Origin of the sequence: Pseudomonas citronellolis, from assembly GCF_029335315.1 — a bacterium.
Classification (GTDB): Bacteria; Pseudomonadota; Gammaproteobacteria; order Pseudomonadales; family Pseudomonadaceae; genus Pseudomonas; species Pseudomonas citronellolis_A.
This window is the reverse complement of the sequence record NZ_JARJLT010000326.1, coordinates 1-18,338: the sequence shown is the minus strand read 5'-3', so window position 1 is coordinate 18,338 and position 18,338 is coordinate 1. Positions and strand designations below refer to the sequence as shown.

15 protein-coding genes and 1 pseudogene are annotated in these 18,338 nt (G+C 67.7%); 13 read left to right on the top strand and 3 right to left on the bottom strand.

The annotated features are described in order from the left end of the window. Position 1 precedes the first annotated feature (1 nt). Both prlC and P3W75_RS24305 read left to right on the top strand, forming a co-directional pair. Positions 2-2,047 carry an oligopeptidase A gene (prlC, locus tag P3W75_RS24310; protein WP_276229870.1) on the top strand — a complete coding sequence of 682 codons (2,046 nt, stop codon included), beginning with the start codon at positions 2-4 and terminating at the stop codon, positions 2,045-2,047. After that, positions 2,047-2,313, top strand: coding sequence for a YheV family putative zinc ribbon protein (locus P3W75_RS24305; RefSeq protein WP_276229869.1), 267 nt, complete (start codon positions 2,047-2,049; stop codon positions 2,311-2,313). Before prlC ends, P3W75_RS24305 begins: the two co-directional genes overlap by 1 nt. A gap of 267 nt (positions 2,314-2,580) precedes the next feature. Here P3W75_RS24305 and P3W75_RS24300 read toward each other — a convergent pair whose 3' ends face one another. Then, entirely contained in the window at positions 2,581-5,094 is a 2,514-nt protein-coding gene (locus P3W75_RS24300; RefSeq protein ID WP_276229868.1) for an EAL domain-containing protein, read from the bottom strand. 275 nt (positions 5,095-5,369) lie between these two features. Here P3W75_RS24300 and P3W75_RS24295 point away from each other — a divergent pair, with 275 nt between their 5' ends. From P3W75_RS24295 to P3W75_RS24285, 3 genes are all read left to right on the top strand, one after another. Then, positions 5,370-6,995, top strand: coding sequence for an inorganic phosphate transporter (locus tag P3W75_RS24295; RefSeq protein ID WP_276229867.1), 1,626 nt, complete (start codon positions 5,370-5,372; stop codon positions 6,993-6,995). Positions 6,996-7,194: 199 nt separating this feature from the next. Beyond that, a complete protein-coding gene (locus P3W75_RS24290) occupies positions 7,195-8,256 on the top strand; it encodes a PA0069 family radical SAM protein (RefSeq protein ID WP_276229866.1) in 1,062 nt (353 codons plus the stop codon). Between the two features lie 179 nt (positions 8,257-8,435). Beyond that, complete coding sequence (locus tag P3W75_RS24285; RefSeq protein WP_276229865.1) at positions 8,436-9,152, top strand: carbonic anhydrase; 717 nt, start codon at positions 8,436-8,438, stop codon at positions 9,150-9,152. Positions 9,153-9,263: 111 nt separating this feature from the next. On the opposite strand, the gene P3W75_RS24280 is transcribed toward P3W75_RS24285, so the two are convergent. Beyond that, positions 9,264-9,902 (bottom strand): hypothetical protein, encoded by a 639-nt coding sequence (locus P3W75_RS24280; protein WP_276229864.1) that lies wholly within the window; start codon positions 9,900-9,902, stop codon positions 9,264-9,266. 372 nt (positions 9,903-10,274) lie between these two features. On the opposite strand from P3W75_RS24280, the gene coxB reads away from it, so the two are divergent. The 4 genes from coxB to P3W75_RS24260 all read left to right on the top strand — a co-directional run bounded on the left by coxB (position 10,275) and on the right by P3W75_RS24260 (position 14,647). Beyond that, on the top strand, positions 10,275-11,399 hold the full coding sequence (gene coxB / locus P3W75_RS24275) for a cytochrome c oxidase subunit II (protein WP_276229863.1): 1,125 nt from the start codon (positions 10,275-10,277) through the stop codon (positions 11,397-11,399). Between the two features lie 10 nt (positions 11,400-11,409). Continuing rightward, a complete protein-coding gene (ctaD, locus tag P3W75_RS24270; protein ID WP_276229862.1) occupies positions 11,410-13,005 on the top strand; it encodes a cytochrome c oxidase subunit I in 1,596 nt (531 codons plus the stop codon). 177 nt (positions 13,006-13,182) lie between these two features. After that, positions 13,183-13,740, top strand: a complete 558-nt coding sequence (locus P3W75_RS24265; RefSeq protein WP_276229861.1) for a cytochrome c oxidase assembly protein — start codon at positions 13,183-13,185, stop codon at positions 13,738-13,740. Positions 13,741-13,759: 19 nt separating this feature from the next. After that, entirely contained in the window at positions 13,760-14,647 is an 888-nt protein-coding gene (locus P3W75_RS24260; protein ID WP_276229860.1) for a cytochrome c oxidase subunit 3, read from the top strand. 59 nt (positions 14,648-14,706) lie between these two features. On the opposite strand, the gene P3W75_RS24255 is transcribed toward P3W75_RS24260, so the two are convergent. Beyond that, the gene (locus tag P3W75_RS24255; protein ID WP_009614697.1) at positions 14,707-14,910 is read right to left on the bottom strand and encodes a twin transmembrane helix small protein; all 204 of its coding nucleotides are present in this window, start codon (positions 14,908-14,910) and stop codon (positions 14,707-14,709) included. 28 nt (positions 14,911-14,938) lie between these two features. Here P3W75_RS24255 and P3W75_RS24250 point away from each other — a divergent pair, with 28 nt between their 5' ends. The 4 genes and pseudogenes from P3W75_RS24250 to cyoE all read left to right on the top strand — a co-directional run bounded on the left by P3W75_RS24250 (position 14,939) and on the right by cyoE (position 18,301). After that, positions 14,939-15,715 carry an SURF1 family protein gene (locus P3W75_RS24250; protein WP_430765410.1) on the top strand — a complete coding sequence of 259 codons (777 nt, stop codon included), beginning with the start codon at positions 14,939-14,941 and terminating at the stop codon, positions 15,713-15,715. Continuing rightward, entirely contained in the window at positions 15,693-16,259 is a 567-nt protein-coding gene (locus tag P3W75_RS24245; protein WP_276229859.1) for a hypothetical protein, read from the top strand. Before P3W75_RS24250 ends, P3W75_RS24245 begins: the two co-directional genes overlap by 23 nt. Before the next feature lie 34 nt (positions 16,260-16,293). Next, positions 16,294-17,363 (top strand): annotated as a pseudogene (locus tag P3W75_RS24240) (COX15/CtaA family protein); the annotation flags it as partial. Between the two features lie 32 nt (positions 17,364-17,395). After that, on the top strand, positions 17,396-18,301 hold the full coding sequence (gene cyoE / locus P3W75_RS24235; RefSeq protein ID WP_276229857.1) for a heme o synthase: 906 nt from the start codon (positions 17,396-17,398) through the stop codon (positions 18,299-18,301). Positions 18,302-18,338: the final 37 nt, after the last annotated feature.

Here is an 18,338-nt window from a genome sequence, read left to right as displayed (position 1 = left end):
CGTGAGCGCGAACCCCCTTCTGCAGAACTACGACCTGCCGCCCTTCTCCGCCATCCGCCCCGAGCACGTGAAGCCGGCCATCGAGCAGATCCTCGCCGACAACCGCGCGGCCATCGCGCGCATCCTCGAAAGCCAGGGCGCCAACCCGAGCTGGGACGGCCTGGTGCTGGCCATGGACGAACTGCACGCGCGCCTGGGCGCCGCCTGGAGCCCGGTGAGCCACCTCAACGCGGTGTGCAACAGCGCCGAGCTGCGCGAAGCCTACGAAGGCTGCCTGCCGATGCTCTCGGCCTACTGGACCGAGCTGGGCCAGAACCGCGAGCTGTTCAAGGCCTACGAAGCGCTGGCCGGCAGCCCCGTCGCGACGCACTTCGACCTGGCCCAGAAGACCATCCTCGAACACGCCCTGCGCGACTTCCGCCTGTCCGGCATCGACCTGCCGGCCGACCAGCAGCAGCGCTACGCCGAAATCCAGGCGCGCCTGTCCGAGCTGGGCAGCCGCTTCTCCAACCAGCTGCTCGACGCCACCCAGGCCTGGACCAAGCACGTCACCGACGAAGCCGCCCTGGCCGGCCTCACCGACTCGGCCAAGGCGCAGATGCAGCAGGCCGCCGAGGCCAAGGGCCTGGACGGCTGGCTGATCAGCCTGGAATTCCCCAGCTACTTCGCGGTGATGACCTACGCCCAGGACCGCGCCCTGCGCGAAGAGGTCTACGCCGCCTACTGCACCCGCGCCTCCGACCAGGGCCCGAACGCCGGGCAGAACGACAACGGCCCGGTGATGCAGGAAATCCTCGACCTGCGCCAGGAACTGGCGCGCCTGCTGGGCTACGCGAACTTCTCGGCGCTGTCGCTGGCGACCAAGATGGCCGAGTCGCCGCAGCAGGTGCTGCACTTCCTGCGCGACCTGGCGGTGCGCAGCAAGCCCTTCGCCCAGCGCGACCTGGACCAGCTCAAGGCCTACGCCGCCGAGCAGGGCTGCGCCGAGCTGCAGAGCTGGGATTCCGGCTACTACGGCGAGAAGCTGCGCGAAGCGCGCTACAGTGTGTCGCAGGAAGCCCTGCGCGCCTACTTCCCGGTGGACAAGGTGCTGTCCGGCCTGTTCGCCATCGTGCAGAAGCTCTATGGCATCCAGATTCGCGAGCTGCATGGCTTCGAGCGCTGGCACCCGGACGTGCGCCTGTTCGAGATCGAGGAGAACGGCCAGCACGTCGGGCGCTTCTACTTCGACCTCTACGCCCGCGCCAACAAACGCGGCGGCGCCTGGATGGATGGCGCCCGCGACCGTCGCCGCGACGCCGGCGGCCAGCTGATCGCCCCGGTCGCCTACCTGGTGTGCAACTTCACCCCCGCCGTCGGCGGCAAGCCGGCGCTGCTGACCCACGACGAAGTGACCACCCTGTTCCACGAGTTCGGCCACGGCCTGCACCACCTGCTGACCCGCGTCGAACACGCCGGCGCCTCGGGCATCAACGGCGTGGCCTGGGACGCGGTCGAGCTGCCCAGCCAGTTCATGGAGAACTGGTGCTGGGAGCCCGAGGGCCTGGCGCTGATCTCCGGCCACTACGAGAGCGGCGCGCCGCTGCCCCAGGACATCCTGGAGAAGATGCTGGCGGCGAAGAACTTCCAGTCCGGCCTGATGATGGTGCGCCAGCTGGAGTTCTCGCTGTTCGACTTCGAGCTGCACACCAGCCATGGCGACGGCCGCGGCGTGCTCGATGTGCTCAACGGCGTGCGCGACGAAGTGGCGGTGATGCGCCCACCGGCGTACAACCGCTTCGCCAACAGCTTCGCGCACATCTTCGCCGGCGGTTACGCGGCCGGTTACTACAGCTACAAGTGGGCGGAAGTGCTGTCGGCCGACGCCTTCTCGCGCTTCGAGGAAGAAGGCGTGTTCAACCCGCAGACCGGCGCCGCCTTCCGCGAGGCGATCCTGGCCAAGGGCGGCTCGCAGGAGCCGATGGCGCTGTTCGTCGCCTTCCGCGGCCGCGAGCCGTCGATCGACGCCCTGCTGCGCCACTCCGGCCTGGCCGAGGAGGCCGCGTGATGAGCGAGGTGAAGAAGCGTTTCATCGCCGGCGCGGTGTGCCCGGCCTGCAGCGAGCAGGACAAGATCGTGATGTGGGACGAGGACGGCGTGCCGCACCGCGAGTGCGTGGCCTGCGGCTACGCCGACACCCTCAACGCCCAGGGCCAGTCGGTGCCCAAGGAGCTGAGCACGCGGGTCAGCGTCAGCGCCCTGAAGAAGCCGGCCGACCCGAAGGTGCAGGGCGTGCAGTTCTTCCCCAACCCGAAGCTGAAGAAGAAGGACTGAGCCGCGCGGGACAGCGCCCAGCTTTCGCAGGAGCGCGCCATGCGCGCGAATCGCGGGCGTGGCCCGCTCCTACGGGTTCGGCGACGGTGTTTCGGGCGGGCTCCGCACCCTCTCCCGCAAGCGGGAGAGGGGGCCGTTCGGCGCCTTCATTCACCCACCGTGCGCCGGGCCGGATCGTAGGGCGCATAACGCCCCAGGCGTTATCCGCCGATCCCCGCGAACCTCCGGAACTGGCCCGTACACCACCGTCGCTCCGCATTCCCGAGGTCAGCCGGCAAACCCACGCCGCATCAGCCACTCCTCCAGCGCCGCTGCCGGTAGCGGCCGCGAGAACAGGTAGCCCTGGGCCACCGGGTAGCCCTGCTCACGCAGCAGCGCCAGCTGCGCTTCGTCCTCCACGCCCTCGGCGACCACCAGCAGCTCCAGGCTGCGGCCGATGTTCATCACCGCGTCGGTCAGCCCCGGCGCGGCGCCGCCACGCCCAAGGTCGGCGACGAAGCTGCGATCCAGCTTCAGCTCGCTGAACGGCAGGCGGTGCAGGTACCCGAGGCTGGAGTAGCCGGTGCCGAAGTCGTCCATCGACAGGCGCACGCCGAGGGCCTCGACGGCGGCGAGGATTTCCAGGGTGGCCGGGTGGTTGTCCAGCAGCATGCCCTCGGTCAGTTCCACCACTAGGTCGGCGCCGACCAGGCCGAAGCGCCCCAGTAGGCCCTGGATGTAGCCGGGCAGCTCGGGGTCGCGGAAGTCCGCCGGCGACAGGTTGACCGCCACCGCCGGCACGCGGATGCCGCGCCGGCGCCAGTCGGCCAGTTGCCGGCAGGCCTCGCGCAGCACCCACTGGCTGAGCTCGCCGATGATCCCGCACTCCTCCGCCAGCGGGATGAAACGCCCCGGCGCCACCGCACCCAGGGTCGGATGGCGCCAGCGCGTCAGCGCCTCCACGGCGTGCAGGCCACCGTCGTCCAGGCGCACCTGCGGCTGGTAGTGCAGGGCCAGGGCCTGGCGCCGCACCGCCTCGCGCAGGGCGCTCTCCAGGGCCAGGCGCTCCTGGGCGCGTTGGTTCATCTCGTCGCTGAAGAAGCGGTAGCTGCCGCGCCCGCCGTTCTTGGCCTGGTACATGGCCATGTCGGCGCGGTGCAGCAGGGTTTCCATGTCGCGGCCGTTGCTGGGGAACAGGCTGATGCCGAGGCTCGCCAGGGTGATCAGGCTGACCCCGGCCACCGTGTGCGCCGCCGCCAGCCGGGCGAGAATCCGCTCGGCCACCTGCGAGGCCTTCAGGCCACCGCAATACGGCAGCACCACCACGAACTCGTCGCCGGCCAGGCGCCCCACCAGGCCCTGTTCGCGCACCACGTCCTGCAGGCGCAGGGCGACCAGGCGCAGCAGCTCGTCGCCGGCCGGGTGGCCGAGGGAGTCGTTGATCTGCTTGAAGCGATCGAGGTCGATGAACAGCACCGCCAGTTCCGCGCCCTCGTCCTCGACGCGCTGGATCGCGTGCTCGGCTTCTGCCAGCAGCAGGCTGCGGTTGGGCAGGCCGGTGAGGGTGTCGTAGAAGGCCAGCTGGCGGATGTGTGCACGCGCCTCGTCACGCTCCAGGGCCAGCGCGCACAGGTGCAGGCTGACTTCCACCAGGCGCAGGTGCAGCTCGTCGGGGCCACGGCACTGCTCGTAATAGAAGGCAAAGGTGCCGATCACCCGGCCGTCGCTGTTCTTGATCGGGCTCGACCAGCAGGCCTTCAGGCCCAGCGGCAGCGCCAGCTGGCGGTAGTCGTCCCACAACGGGTCGCTGGCGATGTCGCTGACCATCACCGCCTGGCCACGATAGGCGGCGGTGCCGCAGCTGCCGGCGCGCGGGCCCATGGGCGCGCCCTCGATGGACTGGGCGAAGCTCTCCGGCAGGCTCGGCGCCGCCAGCGGGTGCATGCGTCCCTGGGGATCGACGCGCAGGATCGAGGCCTTCACCTCCGGGGCGATGCGCTCCACCTCGCGGCACACCAGGTCCATCACCTCCACCAGCGGGCGCTCGCGCACCAGGGCGTCGAGCACCTTGTTCTGCAGCACCTCGTGCAGCTTGGTGTGGGTGATGTCGGTGAGCACCATCACCGAGTTCACCGGCTGGCCGCGCGCGTCGAGGATCGGGTTGGCCACCACCGAGCACCACAGCGGCCGGCCGATCAGGTCGCGCACCAGCTCCTCGCTGCGGAACAGCCCGGAGCCGGCCTCGCGCCAGCGCCGCAGGTTGGCCTTGGGCACCTGCAGCAGTTCCGAGGGATAGCGGTCCAGGGACTGCTCGCGGTTCCAGCCGAACATGCGGCTGAAACCATGGTTGACGTAGCGGATGCGCCCATCGGCGCCGGTGACGATCACCGCGTTGTCGGTTTCGTTGGCGGCCAGCGACAGCACGTCCATCTGTTCGCGCTGCTGGCGTTGCAGGGTGCAGTCCTTGACGAAGGCGGCGATCAGCCGGCGGCCTTCCACTTCCACCCGCGAGATCGACATCGAACCCCACAGCCAGCCGCCGTCGCGGCAGCGCATGGGCACTTCGCCACGGCTGCCGACGATGCCCTCGGTGTCCAGCGGCGCGCCCAGGCGCGGGCGCACTTCCTCGGGCAGCAGACGGCCAACGTCCTGCCCCAGCACCTCGGCGCGGGCGTAGCCCCAGAGTCGCTCGGCGGCGGCGTTGAACAGCAGCACGCGGTTGTTTTCATCGAGCACCACCACGCCGTCGATCGCCTGTTCGAGGATCTGCGCAAAGACTTCCGGTAGCTGGTCGTAGGGCATCGCTGACTTCCATCGCGCAAGAACCTGCGGGTGCTCGTCCGTCATGGCACCACTCCTCTGCTACTCCATCAGGAAAGCGTAGTGGCAGAAATACTGGCACGAGTAATAGCCATTTGACATAGACGCGTCCGCCGCTATCTCCGAAACATTGCCAGTTCGCAATCGCGCCGGGGCGACTAGGCTATTAGGCAGTTCCGACAAGGAGTCCTCCGTGCCCGCCCGAACCTCGCCCCTCGTCCGATTCCGCACGCCCCATCGCAAGGAGCACGGCGCACGTGCTTGACCGCTACCAGTTGCTGAATTCGATGCGCGCCGCGCGCCTGCAGCGCATGCCGGTGAACCCGGTGCTGCGCGAGGTCGCCACACCCACCGGGCACCTGCTGTTCGGCCTGTTGCTGATCGGCGGGCTGATCTACACCTTCGGCAACCTGGCCTACGACATCCGCGCCCAGGGCGGCCAGCTGCACTTCGACGGCACCCTGCTGTTGCTGGCGCTGGCGCTGCTGATCGCCCTGGGCTTCGAGTTCATCAACGGCTTCCACGACACCGCCAACGCGGTGGCCACGGTGATCTACACCAACGCCCTGCCGCCGCAGGTGGCGGTCGGCTGGTCGGGGCTGTGGAACCTGCTCGGGGTGCTGTTCTCCAGCGGCGCGGTGGCCTTCGGCATCGTCACCCTGCTGCCCCTGGACCTGCTGCTGCGGGTCGACAGCAACGCCGGCCTGGCGATGATCTTCGCCCTGCTCGGCGCCTCCATCCTGTGGAACCTCGGCACCTGGTGGCTGGGCCTGCCGGTATCGTCGTCGCACACGCTGATCGGCTCCATCGTCGGCGTCAGCCTGGCGCACGGCGCGCTGAGCGGCGAGCTGGGGCTGGGCGGCAGCGCCTGGGAGCAGTTGCTGAAGGTCGGCTACGCCCTGCTGCTGTCGCCGCTGGTGGGCTTCCTCGGCGCCGCGCTGCTGTTGCTGGCCACCCGCGCACTGGTGCGCAACCCCACGCTGTTCAGCGCGCCCGAGGGGCGCAAGCCGCCGCCGCCGGGCATTCGCGCGCTGCTGATCCTGACCTGCACCGGGGTGTCCTTCGCCCACGGTTCCAACGACGGGCAGAAGGGCATCGGCCTGATCATGCTGATCCTCGCCGCGCTGGTGCCGCTGAGCTTCGCCATCGATCGCGGGCACACACCGGCGCAGGTGCACGAACTGCGCGAACTGGCGCACCGCGCGGAACTGCAGGTGCGCCGCATCGCGCCGGGCGACACTCCGACGGCGCCGCGCCAGGTGCTGCTCGACTACCAGAACGAACAACGCCTGACTCCCGAGGTGCTGCCGGCGCTGGCCGCGCAGTTGCACAACATCGTCTGGCGCCTGCGCGGCCACGACAACCTCGCCGGGCTGGCCGACGACCAGGTCCTGGCGCTGCACAACGAGCTGTACCTGAGCGTGGAGACCATCCGCCAGCTGGATCGCACCGAGCAAGTGTTCGACGTCGAGGCCTGGAGCACCCTGCAGGCGCTGCGCGACCACAGCCTGGACGCCGTGCAGTTCATCCCCACCTGGGTCAAGGTGGCGGTGGCCCTGGCCCTCGGCCTGGGCACCCTGGTGGGCTGGCGGCGCATCGTCACCACCGTTGGCGAAGGCATCGGCAAGCAGCCGCTGACCTACGCCCAGGGCGCCGCCGCGCAGCTCACGGCGATGCTCACCATAGGCGCGGCAGACCACTTCGGCCTGCCGGTGTCGACCACCCAGGTGCTGTCCTCCGGCGTCGCCGGGACCATGACCGCCAACGGCAGCGGCCTGCAATGGCAGACCATCCGCAATATGCTGCTGGCCTGGGTGCTGACCCTGCCGGCGGCGATCGCCCTGGCGGCGGGGCTGTACTGGTTGCTGCGGCTGGCGGTCTGAGGCGTGGCTTCGGGCTCGGCTGCGCAACGCGTCGGAACCATGGTCAATCGGCGGATAACCGCGAACGGTTATGCGCCCTACGCCCGATCGGGACCGTAGGGCGCATAACGCCTACGGCGTTATCCGCCATCCATCGCCGAGGGCTGCCATTCCGCCAGAAATACTGTATTTATATACAGCTATATTCCGGAGCCAGCCCATGTCAACCACCCTGCCGCCGCGCGGCCGCGGCACCGCCAGCAACCCGCACAACCGTTTCGCCCCGACCCGCAGCGAGGCCGAGGACGACGGCTGGTTCCAGGACGAGGCGCCTCCCTGCCGCGCCACCGAGGTGCGCGAGGAGCGGGCGAAGACGGTGATCACCCGCAACCAGTCGCCGGACGTCGGCTTCGACCGCTCGATCAACCCCTATCGCGGCTGCGAGCACGGCTGCATCTATTGCTTCGCGCGGCCCAGCCACGCCTACTGGGACCTGTCCCCGGGCATCGACTTCGAAACCCGGCTGATCGCCAAGACCAACCTCGCCGAGCGCCTGGAAGAGGAACTGAGCAAGCCCGGCTACGTGCCCCAGCCCATCGCCCTGGGCATCAACACCGACGCCTACCAGCCGCTGGAGCGCGAACGCCAGCTGACCCGCCAGGCCCTGGAAATCCTCCTGCGTTTCCGCCACCCGTTGCACATCATCACCAAGGGCTCGCTGATCCTCCGCGACCTCGACCTGCTGAGCGAGCTGGCCAGCCTCAACCTGGTCAGCGTGTCCTTCAGCCTCACCACCCTGGACAACGAGCTCAAGCGCATCATGGAGCCGCGCACCGCCAGCCCCGGTGCGCGCCTGCGCGCCATGCGCACCCTGCACGAGCACGGCGTGCCGGTCGGCGCGGTGCTGGCGCCAATGATCCCGATGATCAACGACCGCGAGTTGGAGGCGCTGCTCGAAGCGGCGAAGGACAACGGCGCGCGCTCGGCCGGCTACATCCTGCTGCGCCTGCCGCTGGAGATTTCCGAACTGTTCCAGGGCTGGCTGCAGGCGCACTTCCCCGAGCGCGCCGAGCACGTCATGAGCCTCATTCGCCAGAGCCGTGGCGGCAAGGACTACGACAGCCGCTTCGGCAGCCGCATGCGCGGCGAGGGGGTGTTCGCCGACCTGCTGGCGAAGCGCTTCCAGCTGGCGGCGCGGCGCCTGGGCCTGGACCGGCGCGACTACGCCGGCCTGGACTGCTCGCTGTTCCAGGTGCCACGGGCGCAGATGAGCCTGTTCTGAGCGGCGTTCGAACAGGGAAACCCCGGTCCGCAACAGTCGCCGGCCGTCCGATCGCACAGGGTTCGCAAGCGCCGAGCGGAAGAACATGAAAGACTTTTCCACATGTCTTGTGCCTTTTTGCCAGGGGCGGAACGTCGGCAAGCATGGGAAAATTCAATGTCACTCTTCGAGGCTCGAACATGAACGACAAAACGCACGGTGAAGAGCAGAACGCCCCGGAAACCGCCGACGAGGCCCTGCGCCGCATCGTCGATGGCTTCCAGCAGTTCCGCCAGGAAGTCTTCCCGCAGCAGGAGGCGCTGTTCAAGAAACTCGCCCATGAACAGAAACCGCGCGCCATGTTCATCACCTGCGCCGACTCGCGCATCGTCCCCGAGCTGATCACCCAGAGCTCGCCGGGCGACCTCTTCGTCACCCGCAACGTCGGCAACGTGGTGCCGCCCTACGGGCAGATGAACGGCGGCGTGTCCACCGCCATCGAATTCGCCGTCATGGCCCTGGGCGTGCACCACATCATCGTTTGCGGCCACTCCGACTGCGGCGCCATGAAGGCGGTGCTCGACCCGCAGACCCTGGAGCGCATGCCCACGGTGAAGGCCTGGCTGCGCCACGCCGAAGTGGCCAAGACGGTAGTCGAGCAGAACTGCGGCTGCGCCAACCACGAGACCCTGGGCATCCTCACCGAGGAAAACGTCGTGGCCCAGCTCGACCACCTGAAGACCCACCCCTCCGTAGCCGCGCGCCTGGCCAGCGGCCAGTTGTTCATCCACGGCTGGGTCTATGACATCGAAAGCAGCCAGATCAAGGCCTACGACGCCGAACAGGGCCGCTTCCGCCCGCTCGACGGCGAGGGCCCGATCCCCATGGCCACGCCGCGTCCGCGTTACCAGCAATAGGCCAGACGCCCTTCGTAGGAGCGAGCTTGCTCGCGAACAATCCGGCCCCCGGCGGCCAGGGCAGGTTCGCGAGCGAGCTCGCTCCTATACCGGTTACGCCAGGTGCGTGATTCAGTTCAGATGCAGCTCGACACCGAAGCGCCGCGACAGGCACGGCCACTGCTTCCAGGCGGTGACCGTCTGCGGGTCGCTCAGGCGCGCGCGGTAGGCCTGCGCCGCCGGGCTGGCGAAGACGCTGTCGTCGAGCATCAGGTCCACCGCGTGGTGCACCGCCTCGTCCAGCTGGTTGGCGAAGGGCTCGCCGATCAACTGGTGCGCCACCACGTTGGCCACCGTGGTATCCAGCGGGATCAGCGGCTGGCCGAAATGGGCGATGTAGCGGTCGTTCACCTCTTCCACCAGGCGGTGCGCCAGGTATGCCTCGTCGAGCAGCGCGTCCAGCCCGTCGTGGCCGGCCAGCAGGTCCGGCGGGGTCAGGAAGAACTGCTCGGCGACCTTCAGCACCGGCTTGATGCGTTCCTCGATGCCGGCGTTGCGCGCCACGCTGGCGGCCGCGTCGAGAAACTCCGGCACCTGTTCGATATAGGCATGGACGAAACGCGTGAGCACCTGGGTGGCGTCTTCGCCGCTCAGGTTGATGCTCGGGTGCAGGCTCGCCATCTGGCTGTGGATAAGCCGCGCCAGGTGCCCGTTGCGCGTCTCGAGCTGGTGGGCCTGCTGGATCAGTTCGCGCAGTGCTGCGGTATTCATGACAACTCCAAGACAACTCGGTTTGGAAAGTGAAGAAAGACCTTAGCCGGGCCAGGTCGTCAGCTAAGACGCGATCGTAATAATCATGCGACCTTTATGCACTTGAGGCATATCACGCTGCCATCATGGTACTCCAAAGCCGCGATTGGCGCGGCTTCGAGAGCATCTTTCGCAATTTGCAGCGGCTTTTTTACGCTGCATTGTTATGTCGCAACCCCTGGCTATACTCCGATTCGACACACCTGAACCTGATGAACCCGGCCTGCCTTGCACGTGCCGAGGCTCGGCGGTCAAAGTTTGCTGTCTTGGCGGTCGCTCCCTTGGCCGTCGGCGTTTGCCGGCGGGATAAGAACAAAGATAAGGGGAACCCGAATGCTGCGACATCCGCGTAGTTGGATGGGCTTGCTGTCGCTCCTCGTGTTCACTCCGGCGCACGCCGCCTGGACAGTGAACATGACGCAAGGGGCGACCGAGGTCAGTCGTAACGTGTTCGACCTGCACATGACCATTTTCTGGATCTGTGTGGTCATCGGCATCGTCGTCTTCGGTGCCATGTTCTGGTCGATGATCGTCCATCGCCGCTCCACCGGCCAGCAGCCGGCGCATTTCCACGAGAGCACCGTGGTGGAAATCCTCTGGACCGTGGTGCCCTTCCTGATCCTGGTGGTGATGGCGATTCCCGCCACCCGCACCCTGATCCACATGTACGACACCTCCGAGCCGGAACTGGACGTGCAGGTCACCGGCTACCAGTGGAAGTGGCAGTACAAGTACCTGGGCCAGGACGTGGAGTTCTTCAGCAACCTGGCCACCAGCCAGGAGCAGATCCACAACAAGGACCCCAAGGACGAGCACTACCTGCTGGAGGTGGACAACCCGCTGGTGCTGCCGGCCGGGGTCAAGGTGCGCTTCCTGGTGACCTCCAGCGACGTCATCCACTCCTGGTGGGTGCCGGCCTTCGCGGTCAAGCGCGACGCCATCCCCGGCTTCGTCAACGAGGCCTGGACCAAGGTCGACCAGCCCGGCATCTACCGTGGCCAGTGCGCCGAGCTGTGCGGCAAGGACCACGGCTTCATGCCCATCGTGGTCGACGTGAAATCCAAGCCGGACTTCGACAAGTGGCTGGCCGAGCGCAAGGAAGAGGCGGTCAAGCTCAAGGAGCTGACCAGCAAGGAGTGGACCAAGGAAGAGCTGGTCGCCCGTGGCGACAAGGTCTACCACACCATCTGCGCCGCCTGTCACCAGCCCGAGGGCCAGGGCATGCCGCCGATGTTCCCGGCGCTCAAGGGTTCGAAGATCGTCACCGGGCCCAAGGAGCATCACCTGGAGACCGTGTTCAACGGCGTCCAGGGCACGGCCATGGCGGCCTTCGGCAAGCAGCTCTCGGAAGTGGACATCGCCGCGGTGATCACCTTCGAGCGCAACAGCTGGGGCAACAACGACGGCGATATGGTCACCCCGCAAGACGTGGTGGCCTACAAGCAGAAGCAGAAATAAGGAGCCGGCGATGAGTGCAGTGATCGATCAACACGACCATTCCCACGCCGGCGAGCATCACCATGGCCCGGCCAAGGGGCTGATGCGCTGGGTACTGACCACCAACCACAAGGACATCGGCACCCTCTACCTGTGGTTCAGCTTCTGCGCCTTCCTCCTCGGCGGCTCCTTCGCCATGGTGATCCGCGCCGAACTGTTCCAGCCGGGGCTGCAGATCGTCGAGCCGGCCTTCTTCAACCAGATGACCACCATGCACGGCCTGGTGATGGTGTTCGGCGCGGTGATGCCGGCCTTCGTCGGCCTGGCCAACTGGATGGTGCCGCTGATGATCGGCGCGCCGGACATGGCCCTGCCGCGCATGAACAACTTCAGCTTCTGGCTGCTGCCGGCGGCCTTCGGCCTGCTGGTCAGCACCCTGTTCATGCCCGGCGGCGGCCCGAACTTCGGCTGGACCTTCTACGCCCCGCTGTCCACCACCTTCGCGCCGCACAGCGTGACCTTCTTCATCTTCGCCATCCACCTGATGGGCATGAGCTCGATCATGGGCGCGATCAACGTGGTCGCCACCATCCTCAACCTGCGCGCCCCCGGCATGACCCTGATGAAGATGCCGCTGTTCGTCTGGACCTGGCTGATCACCGCGTTCCTGCTGATCGCGGTGATGCCGGTGCTGGCCGGCTGCGTGACCATGATGCTGATGGATATCCACTTCGGCACCAGCTTCTTCAGCGCCGCCGGCGGCGGCGACCCGGTGCTGTTCCAGCACGTGTTCTGGTTCTTCGGCCACCCCGAGGTGTACATCATGATCCTGCCGGCCTTCGGCGCGGTCAGCTCGATCATCCCGGCGTTCAGCCGCAAGCCGCTGTTCGGCTACACCTCGATGGTCTACGCCACCGCCTCGATCGCCTTCCTGTCGTTCGTGGTCTGGGCGCACCACATGTTCGTGGTCGGCATCCCGCTGGTGGGCGAGCTGTTCTTCATGTACGCCACCATGCTGATCGCCGTGCCCACCGGGGTGAAGGTGTTCAACTGGGCCTCGACCATGTGGCAGGGCTCGCTGACCTTCGAGACGCCGATGCTGTTCGCCGTGGCCTTCGTCATCCTCTTCACCATCGGCGGCTTCTCCGGCCTGATGCTGGCCATCGCCCCGGCGGACTTCCAGTACCAGGACACCTACTTCGTGGTGGCGCACTTCCACTACGTGCTGGTGCCCGGCGCGATCTTCGGCATCTTCGCCTCGGTGTACTACTGGATACCCAAGTGGACCGGGCACATGTACGACGAGACCCTGGGCAAGCTGCACTTCTGGCTGAGCTTCATCGGCATGAACATGGCCTTCTTCCCCATGCACTTCCTGGGGCTGGCCGGCATGCCGCGGCGGATTCCGGACTACAACCTGCAGTTCGCCAACTTCAACATGGTCTCGTCGATCGGCGCCTTCCTGTTCGGCACCACCCAGCTGCTGTTCCTGTTCATCGTCATCAAGACCATCCGCAGCGGCAAGCCGGCCCCGGCCAAGCCGTGGGACGGCGCCGAGGGCCTGGAGTGGACCATCCCCTCGCCGGCGCCCTACCACACCTTCAGCACCCCGCCGGAAGTGAAATGAACCGCCCTTCGTAGGAGCAACGGTCTTGGATACGCGCCCCAATCCGTCACTCCCGCGAACGCGGGAGCCCAGAGACTCTGGATCCCCGCGTTCGCGGGGAGGACGGCCCGGGCAGGGTGCGCTCGACAGGAGCGCCCCCTCATTCGCGAGCAAGCGCGCTCCTACAGGAGAAATCCCATGAGCGACGGCAATATCGAGACGCGCAAGCTGGTCACCCGCCTGCTCCTGGTGGTGGTGGCCATGTTCGCCTTCGGCTTCGCCCTGGTGCCGATCTACAACGTCATGTGCAAGGCCCTGGGCATCAACGGCAAGACCGCCGGCAGCGCCTACCAGGGCGCGGCGCAGCAGGTGGACACGACGCGCAAGGTGAAGGTCGACTTCGTCGCCAACAACAACATCGACATGGTCTGGGAGTTCCACCCCGAGGGCGAAATGATCACCGTGCACCCCGGCGCGGTGAACCAGATGCTGTTCGTGGCGCAGAACCCCACCGACAAGCCGATGACCGCCCAGGCCATCCCGAGCATCGCGCCCTCCACCGCGGCGCGCTACTTCCACAAGACCGAGTGCTTCTGCTTCACCCAGCAGGTCCTGCAGCCCGGCGAGCGCATCGAGATGCCGGTGCGCTTCATCGTCGACCGCGACCTGCCGCAGGACGTCCACCGCATCACCCTCGCCTACACGCTGTTCGACATCACCGCACGCAAGCCACCGGTGGCCAGCAACGACCGCTGACCGGCCCAGGAGAACAAGAATGGCAAGCCACGATCCGTACTACGTCCCCGCCCAGAGCAAATGGCCGATCATCGCCACCATCGGCATGGTCACCACCCTGTTCGGCGTGGGCACCTGGATGAACGACTACAGCGCCGGCAACCAGGCCTCGCACGGGCCCTGGATCCTCTTCGTCGGCGGGCTGATCGTCGCCTACATGCTGTTCGGCTGGTTCGGCAACGTCATCAAGGAAAGCCGCGCCGGGCTCTACAGCCCGCAGATGGACCGCTCGTTCCGCTGGGGCATGAGCTGGTTCATCTTCTCCGAGGTGATGTTCTTCGCCGCCTTCTTCGGCGCCCTCTTCTATATCCGTCACTTCGCCGGGCCCTGGCTCGGCGGCGAAGGCCACAAGGGCATCGCCCACATGCTCTGGCCGAACTTCCAGTACACCTGGCCGCTGCTGAGCAACCCGGACAACAAGCTGTTCCCGCCGCCGAAGGAAGTCATCGAGCCGTGGAAGCTGCCGCTGATCAACACCATCCTGCTGGTCACCTCCAGCTTCACCGTGACCTTCGCCCACCACGCGCTGAAGAAGAACCATCGCGGCCCGCTCAAGCTGTGGCTGGCGATCACCGTGGCGCTGGGCGTGTGCTTCCTGTTCCTGCAGGCCCATGAATACCACGAGGCCTACAGCGAGCTGGGTCTGACCCTCGGCTCGGGCATCTACGGCACCACCTTCTTCATGCTCACCGGCTTCCACGGCGCCCACGTGACCATCGGCGCGATCATGCTGAGCATCATGCTGATCCGCATCCTGCGTGGGCACTTCGACGCCGAGCACCACTTCGGCTTCGAGGCGGCCAGCTGGTACTGGCACTTCGTCGACGTGGTGTGGATCGGGCTGTTCATCTTCGTCTACGTGCTTTGAGGAAGCACGCCTTCGTAGGAGCGAGCTTGCTCGCTCCTACGAAGAGCAAGAGCAGGAAGTCAGAAGGTTGCGGAAGTCACCAGTTGCCCGGAGTAGAAGCCCCAGGCGACCAGGGCGAGGGTCAGGGCGGCGAGGATCACGCGTACGGTCAGGGCGTTCACCACCCGAGAGCCGTGCCCCTCGTCCTTGACCAGGAAGAACAACCCGCTGAACAGGCTGGCCACTGTGGCCAGCAACAGAACGACGATCGCGGCCTTGAGCATGACGGGCTCCGATTGCTGAGGGGGTAACTTGCAGTATAGCCAGCACGCCATCGACTCCCGCCCGCGCCACGGCGTGGCGGCGGTCTTCCGGCCGGGCCTGGCGCCGACCCTGGTGGTCCTGGCGCTGCTCCCGCTGCTGGTCGCGCTGGGCTGCTGGCAGCTTTCCCGGGCCGCCGAGAAGCGCGTGCTACTGGCCGCCGCCGAAGCGCGCCGCGAGGCCGCGCCGATCCCCGCCGCGCAACTCGCCACGCTGGCCGACCCGGCCTACGTGCGGGTGCGCCTGCAGGGCCGCCTCGACGCCGAGCACAGCCTGTTCCTCGACAACCGCACCCGCGACGGCGCCGCCGGCGTCGAGGTGCTGCAACCCTTCCACGACAAGGCCAGCGGCCTGTGGCTGCTGGTCAACCGCGGCTGGCTCCCCTGGCCCAACCGCCGCGTGCCGCCGGCGTTCGACACCCCGTCCGGCGAGCTGCTGCTCGACGCCTGGGCCTACGTCGCCCCGGCCGGCGGCCTGCAACTGGCCGACGCCCAGCAGCACGGCTGGCCGCGCCTGGTCACCCGCGTCGACCCGGCCGCCACCTGGCAGGCCCTGGAGCGCGTCGGGTTGCCCCTGGAGCTGCGCCTGGAACCGGGCGACGCCGCCTTCGAAACCAACTGGCCGGTGGTCGCCATGGCCCCCGAACGGCATACCGGCTACGCCGTGCAATGGTTCGCCATGGCCGCCGCACTGCTCGCCCTCTACCTCTACCTCGGAATCCGTCGCGCACGGGAGAAGCCAGACCATGACCAGCCTGACCCTCGATGAAGACCAACTGCGCCGCCGCACGCGCGGGCGCATCCAGCTGCTGCTGATCCTCGCGGTGGTGTTCGGGCCCATGCTGCTGGCCGGCGGCATGTACAAGTTCCGCTTCTGGGTGCCGGAAAGCCGCATCTACCACGGCGAGCTCTACGCCAACGGCAAGACCGCGGCCGACCTCGGCGTGCAGGCCGACGCGCCCAGCGAGCGCTGGCAGCTGCTGGTCACCGCACCGCTCACTTGCGGCGCCGACTGCCAGCAGCTGGTGTACCTGGCGCGGCAGATCAACATCGGCCTGAACCGCGACGCCAACCGCGCCGAGCACGCCCTGGCCGCGGCCCAGCCGCTGCCGGCGGAATTCCAGGGGCAGCTGGAGCAGGACTACCCGCGGCTGAAACGCTATGGCCTGCAACCAGCCTTCGGCGACCAGGCGCCGGCGCTGTGGATCGTCGACCCGCACGGCAACCTGGTGCTGCGCTACGCCGCCGGCGCCAACGGCAAGCAGATCCTCGGCGACCTGCAACTGCTGCTGAAGCTCTCCCACATCGGCTGACACCGGACCACAACAACAAGAACGGGGGCTGTGCATGACGAACACACCACGCAAACCCGGCTTCTACGTCGCCGCCTTCGCCACCGCCCTGGCGCTGGTGGTGATCCTGCTCGGCGCCTACACCCGGCTGACCCACGCCGGCCTCGGTTGCCCGGACTGGCCGGGCTGCTACGGCTTCATCCACGTGCCCAGCAGCGAAGCGCAGCTGGCCCACGCCGAACAGCACTTCCCCGAAGCCCCGGTGGAAGCGCAGAAAGGCTGGAACGAAATGATCCACCGCTACTTCGCCGGCACCCTGGCCCTGCTCATCGCCGGCCTCGCGGTGCACGCGCTGCTGCGTCGCGGCCGCGACGGCCAGCCGCTGCGTCTGCCCCTGGCGCTGCTCGGCGTGGTGCTGGCGCAGGCCGCCTTCGGCATGTGGACGGTGACCCTCAAGCTGTGGCCGCAGGTAGTCACCGCGCACCTGCTCGGCGGCTTCACCACCCTCTCACTGCTGTTCCTCCTCAGCCTGCGCCTGTCCGGCGCCGTGCAACCCCTGCAGCACGCCGGCGCGCCGCGCCGCCTGGCGGCCTTCGCCCTGGTCCTGGTGGTGCTGCAGATCGCCCTCGGCGGCTGGACCAGCAGCAACTACGCGGCGGTGGCCTGCATCGACCTGCCCATGTGCCACGGCCAGTGGTGGCCGCAGATGGACTTCGCCAACGGCTTCCACCTGACCCAGCACATCGGCCCCAACTACCTCGGCGGCCAGCTCGACAGCGACGCCCGCACGGCCATCCACATGACCCACCGCATGGGCGCCTTCTGCGTGGTGGCGGTGCTGCTGGTGCTGGCCTGGCGCATGCAGCGGGTCGGCCTGATCTACCCCACCGCGCTGATGCTCGCGGCGCTGTCGCTGCAGGTCGGCCTGGGCATCAGCAACGTGCTGCTGCACCTGCCGCTGCCGGTGGCGGTGGCGCACAACGGCGGCGGCGCCTGCCTGCTGCTGAGCCTGGTGCTGGTCAACTATCGCCTGCGCGTGCCGCTGAGCGCCGCGCGCCTCGCGGCGACAGCCAGGGCCCGCGCACTGCCGGCGCTGGAGCGGCCGGTAGCCTACCCCTCGCAGGGCTGAAGCCCATTCAACGAACGGAGATTCGACCATGGCCAGCGTACTCAGCAGCACCCGCAGCCAACCCGGCTGGCGCGATTACCTGGAGCTGACCAAACCCAAGGTGGTGGTGCTGATGCTCATCACCTCGCTGATCGGCATGCTCCTCTCCACCCGCAGCGGCGTGCCCTGGACGGTGCTGCTGTTCGGCAACCTGGGCATCGGCCTGTGCGCCGGCGCGGCGGCGGCGGTGAACCACGTGGTGGACCGGCGCATCGACTCGATCATGGCGCGCACCCACCGCCGCCCGCTGGTGGAGGGGCGCCTGTCGCCCAGCGTGGCCCTGGGCTTCGCCCTGCTCCTGGCGCTGGCCGGAATGAGCCTGCTGCTGACCTTCACCAACCCCCTCACCGCCTGGCTGACCCTGGCCTCGCTGCTGGGCTACGCGGCGCTCTACACCGGCTTCCTCAAGCGCGCCACGCCGCAGAACATCGTGATCGGCGGCCTGGCCGGCGCCGCCCCGCCGATGCTCGGCTGGGTGGCGGTGACCGGGCACCTGTCGGCCGAGCCGCTGCTGCTGGTGCTGATCATCTTCGCCTGGACCCCGCCGCACTTCTGGGCCCTGTGCCTGCACCGCAAGGACGAATACGCCAAGGCCGAGATCCCGATGCTGCCGGTGACCCACGGCGAGCGCTACACCAAGCTGCACATCCTGCTCTACAGCCTGGTGCTGTTCGCCGTCAGCCTGATGCCCTTCACCATCCACATGAGCGGGCTGGTCTACCTGCTGGCCGCGCTGGCCCTGGGCGCGCGCTTCCTCGACTGGGCCTGGGCGCTGTACCGTGACAGCAGGCCCCATGCGGCCATCGGCACCTTCAAGTACTCTATCGCCTACCTGTTCCTGCTGTTCATCGCGCTGCTGGTGGACCACTACCTGCCCATCCACATCGCGCTGTAACGACAGGCGACCTGATCGCCGGCGCCGTCGAAGGCAC

Bases quoted from the DNA above. Each gene is read 5' to 3' on its own strand.
- P3W75_RS24245 (WP_276229859.1), top strand. From the start codon at position 15,693: ATGACCAGCCTGACCCTCGATGAAGACCAACTGCGCCGCCGCACGCGC.
- P3W75_RS24260 (WP_276229860.1), top strand. From the start codon at position 13,760: ATGGCAAGCCACGATCCGTACTACGTCCCCGCCCAGAGCAAATGGCCG.
- coxB (WP_276229863.1), top strand. From the start codon at position 10,275: ATGCTGCGACATCCGCGTAGTTGGATGGGCTTGCTGTCGCTCCTCGTG.
- P3W75_RS24290 (WP_276229866.1), top strand. From the start codon at position 7,195: ATGTCAACCACCCTGCCGCCGCGCGGCCGCGGCACCGCCAGCAACCCG.
- P3W75_RS24255 (WP_009614697.1), bottom strand. From the start codon at position 14,910: ATGCTCAAGGCCGCGATCGTCGTTCTGTTGCTGGCCACAGTGGCCAGC.
- P3W75_RS24300 (WP_276229868.1), bottom strand. From the start codon at position 5,094: ATGCCCTACGACCAGCTACCGGAAGTCTTTGCGCAGATCCTCGAACAG.
- P3W75_RS24285 (WP_276229865.1), top strand. From the start codon at position 8,436: ATGAACGACAAAACGCACGGTGAAGAGCAGAACGCCCCGGAAACCGCC.
- P3W75_RS24265 (WP_276229861.1), top strand. From the start codon at position 13,183: ATGAGCGACGGCAATATCGAGACGCGCAAGCTGGTCACCCGCCTGCTC.
- ctaD (WP_276229862.1), top strand. From the start codon at position 11,410: ATGAGTGCAGTGATCGATCAACACGACCATTCCCACGCCGGCGAGCAT.
- P3W75_RS24280 (WP_276229864.1), bottom strand. From the start codon at position 9,902: ATGAATACCGCAGCACTGCGCGAACTGATCCAGCAGGCCCACCAGCTC.
- cyoE (WP_276229857.1), top strand. From the start codon at position 17,396: ATGGCCAGCGTACTCAGCAGCACCCGCAGCCAACCCGGCTGGCGCGAT.
- P3W75_RS24305 (WP_276229869.1), top strand. From the start codon at position 2,047: ATGAGCGAGGTGAAGAAGCGTTTCATCGCCGGCGCGGTGTGCCCGGCC.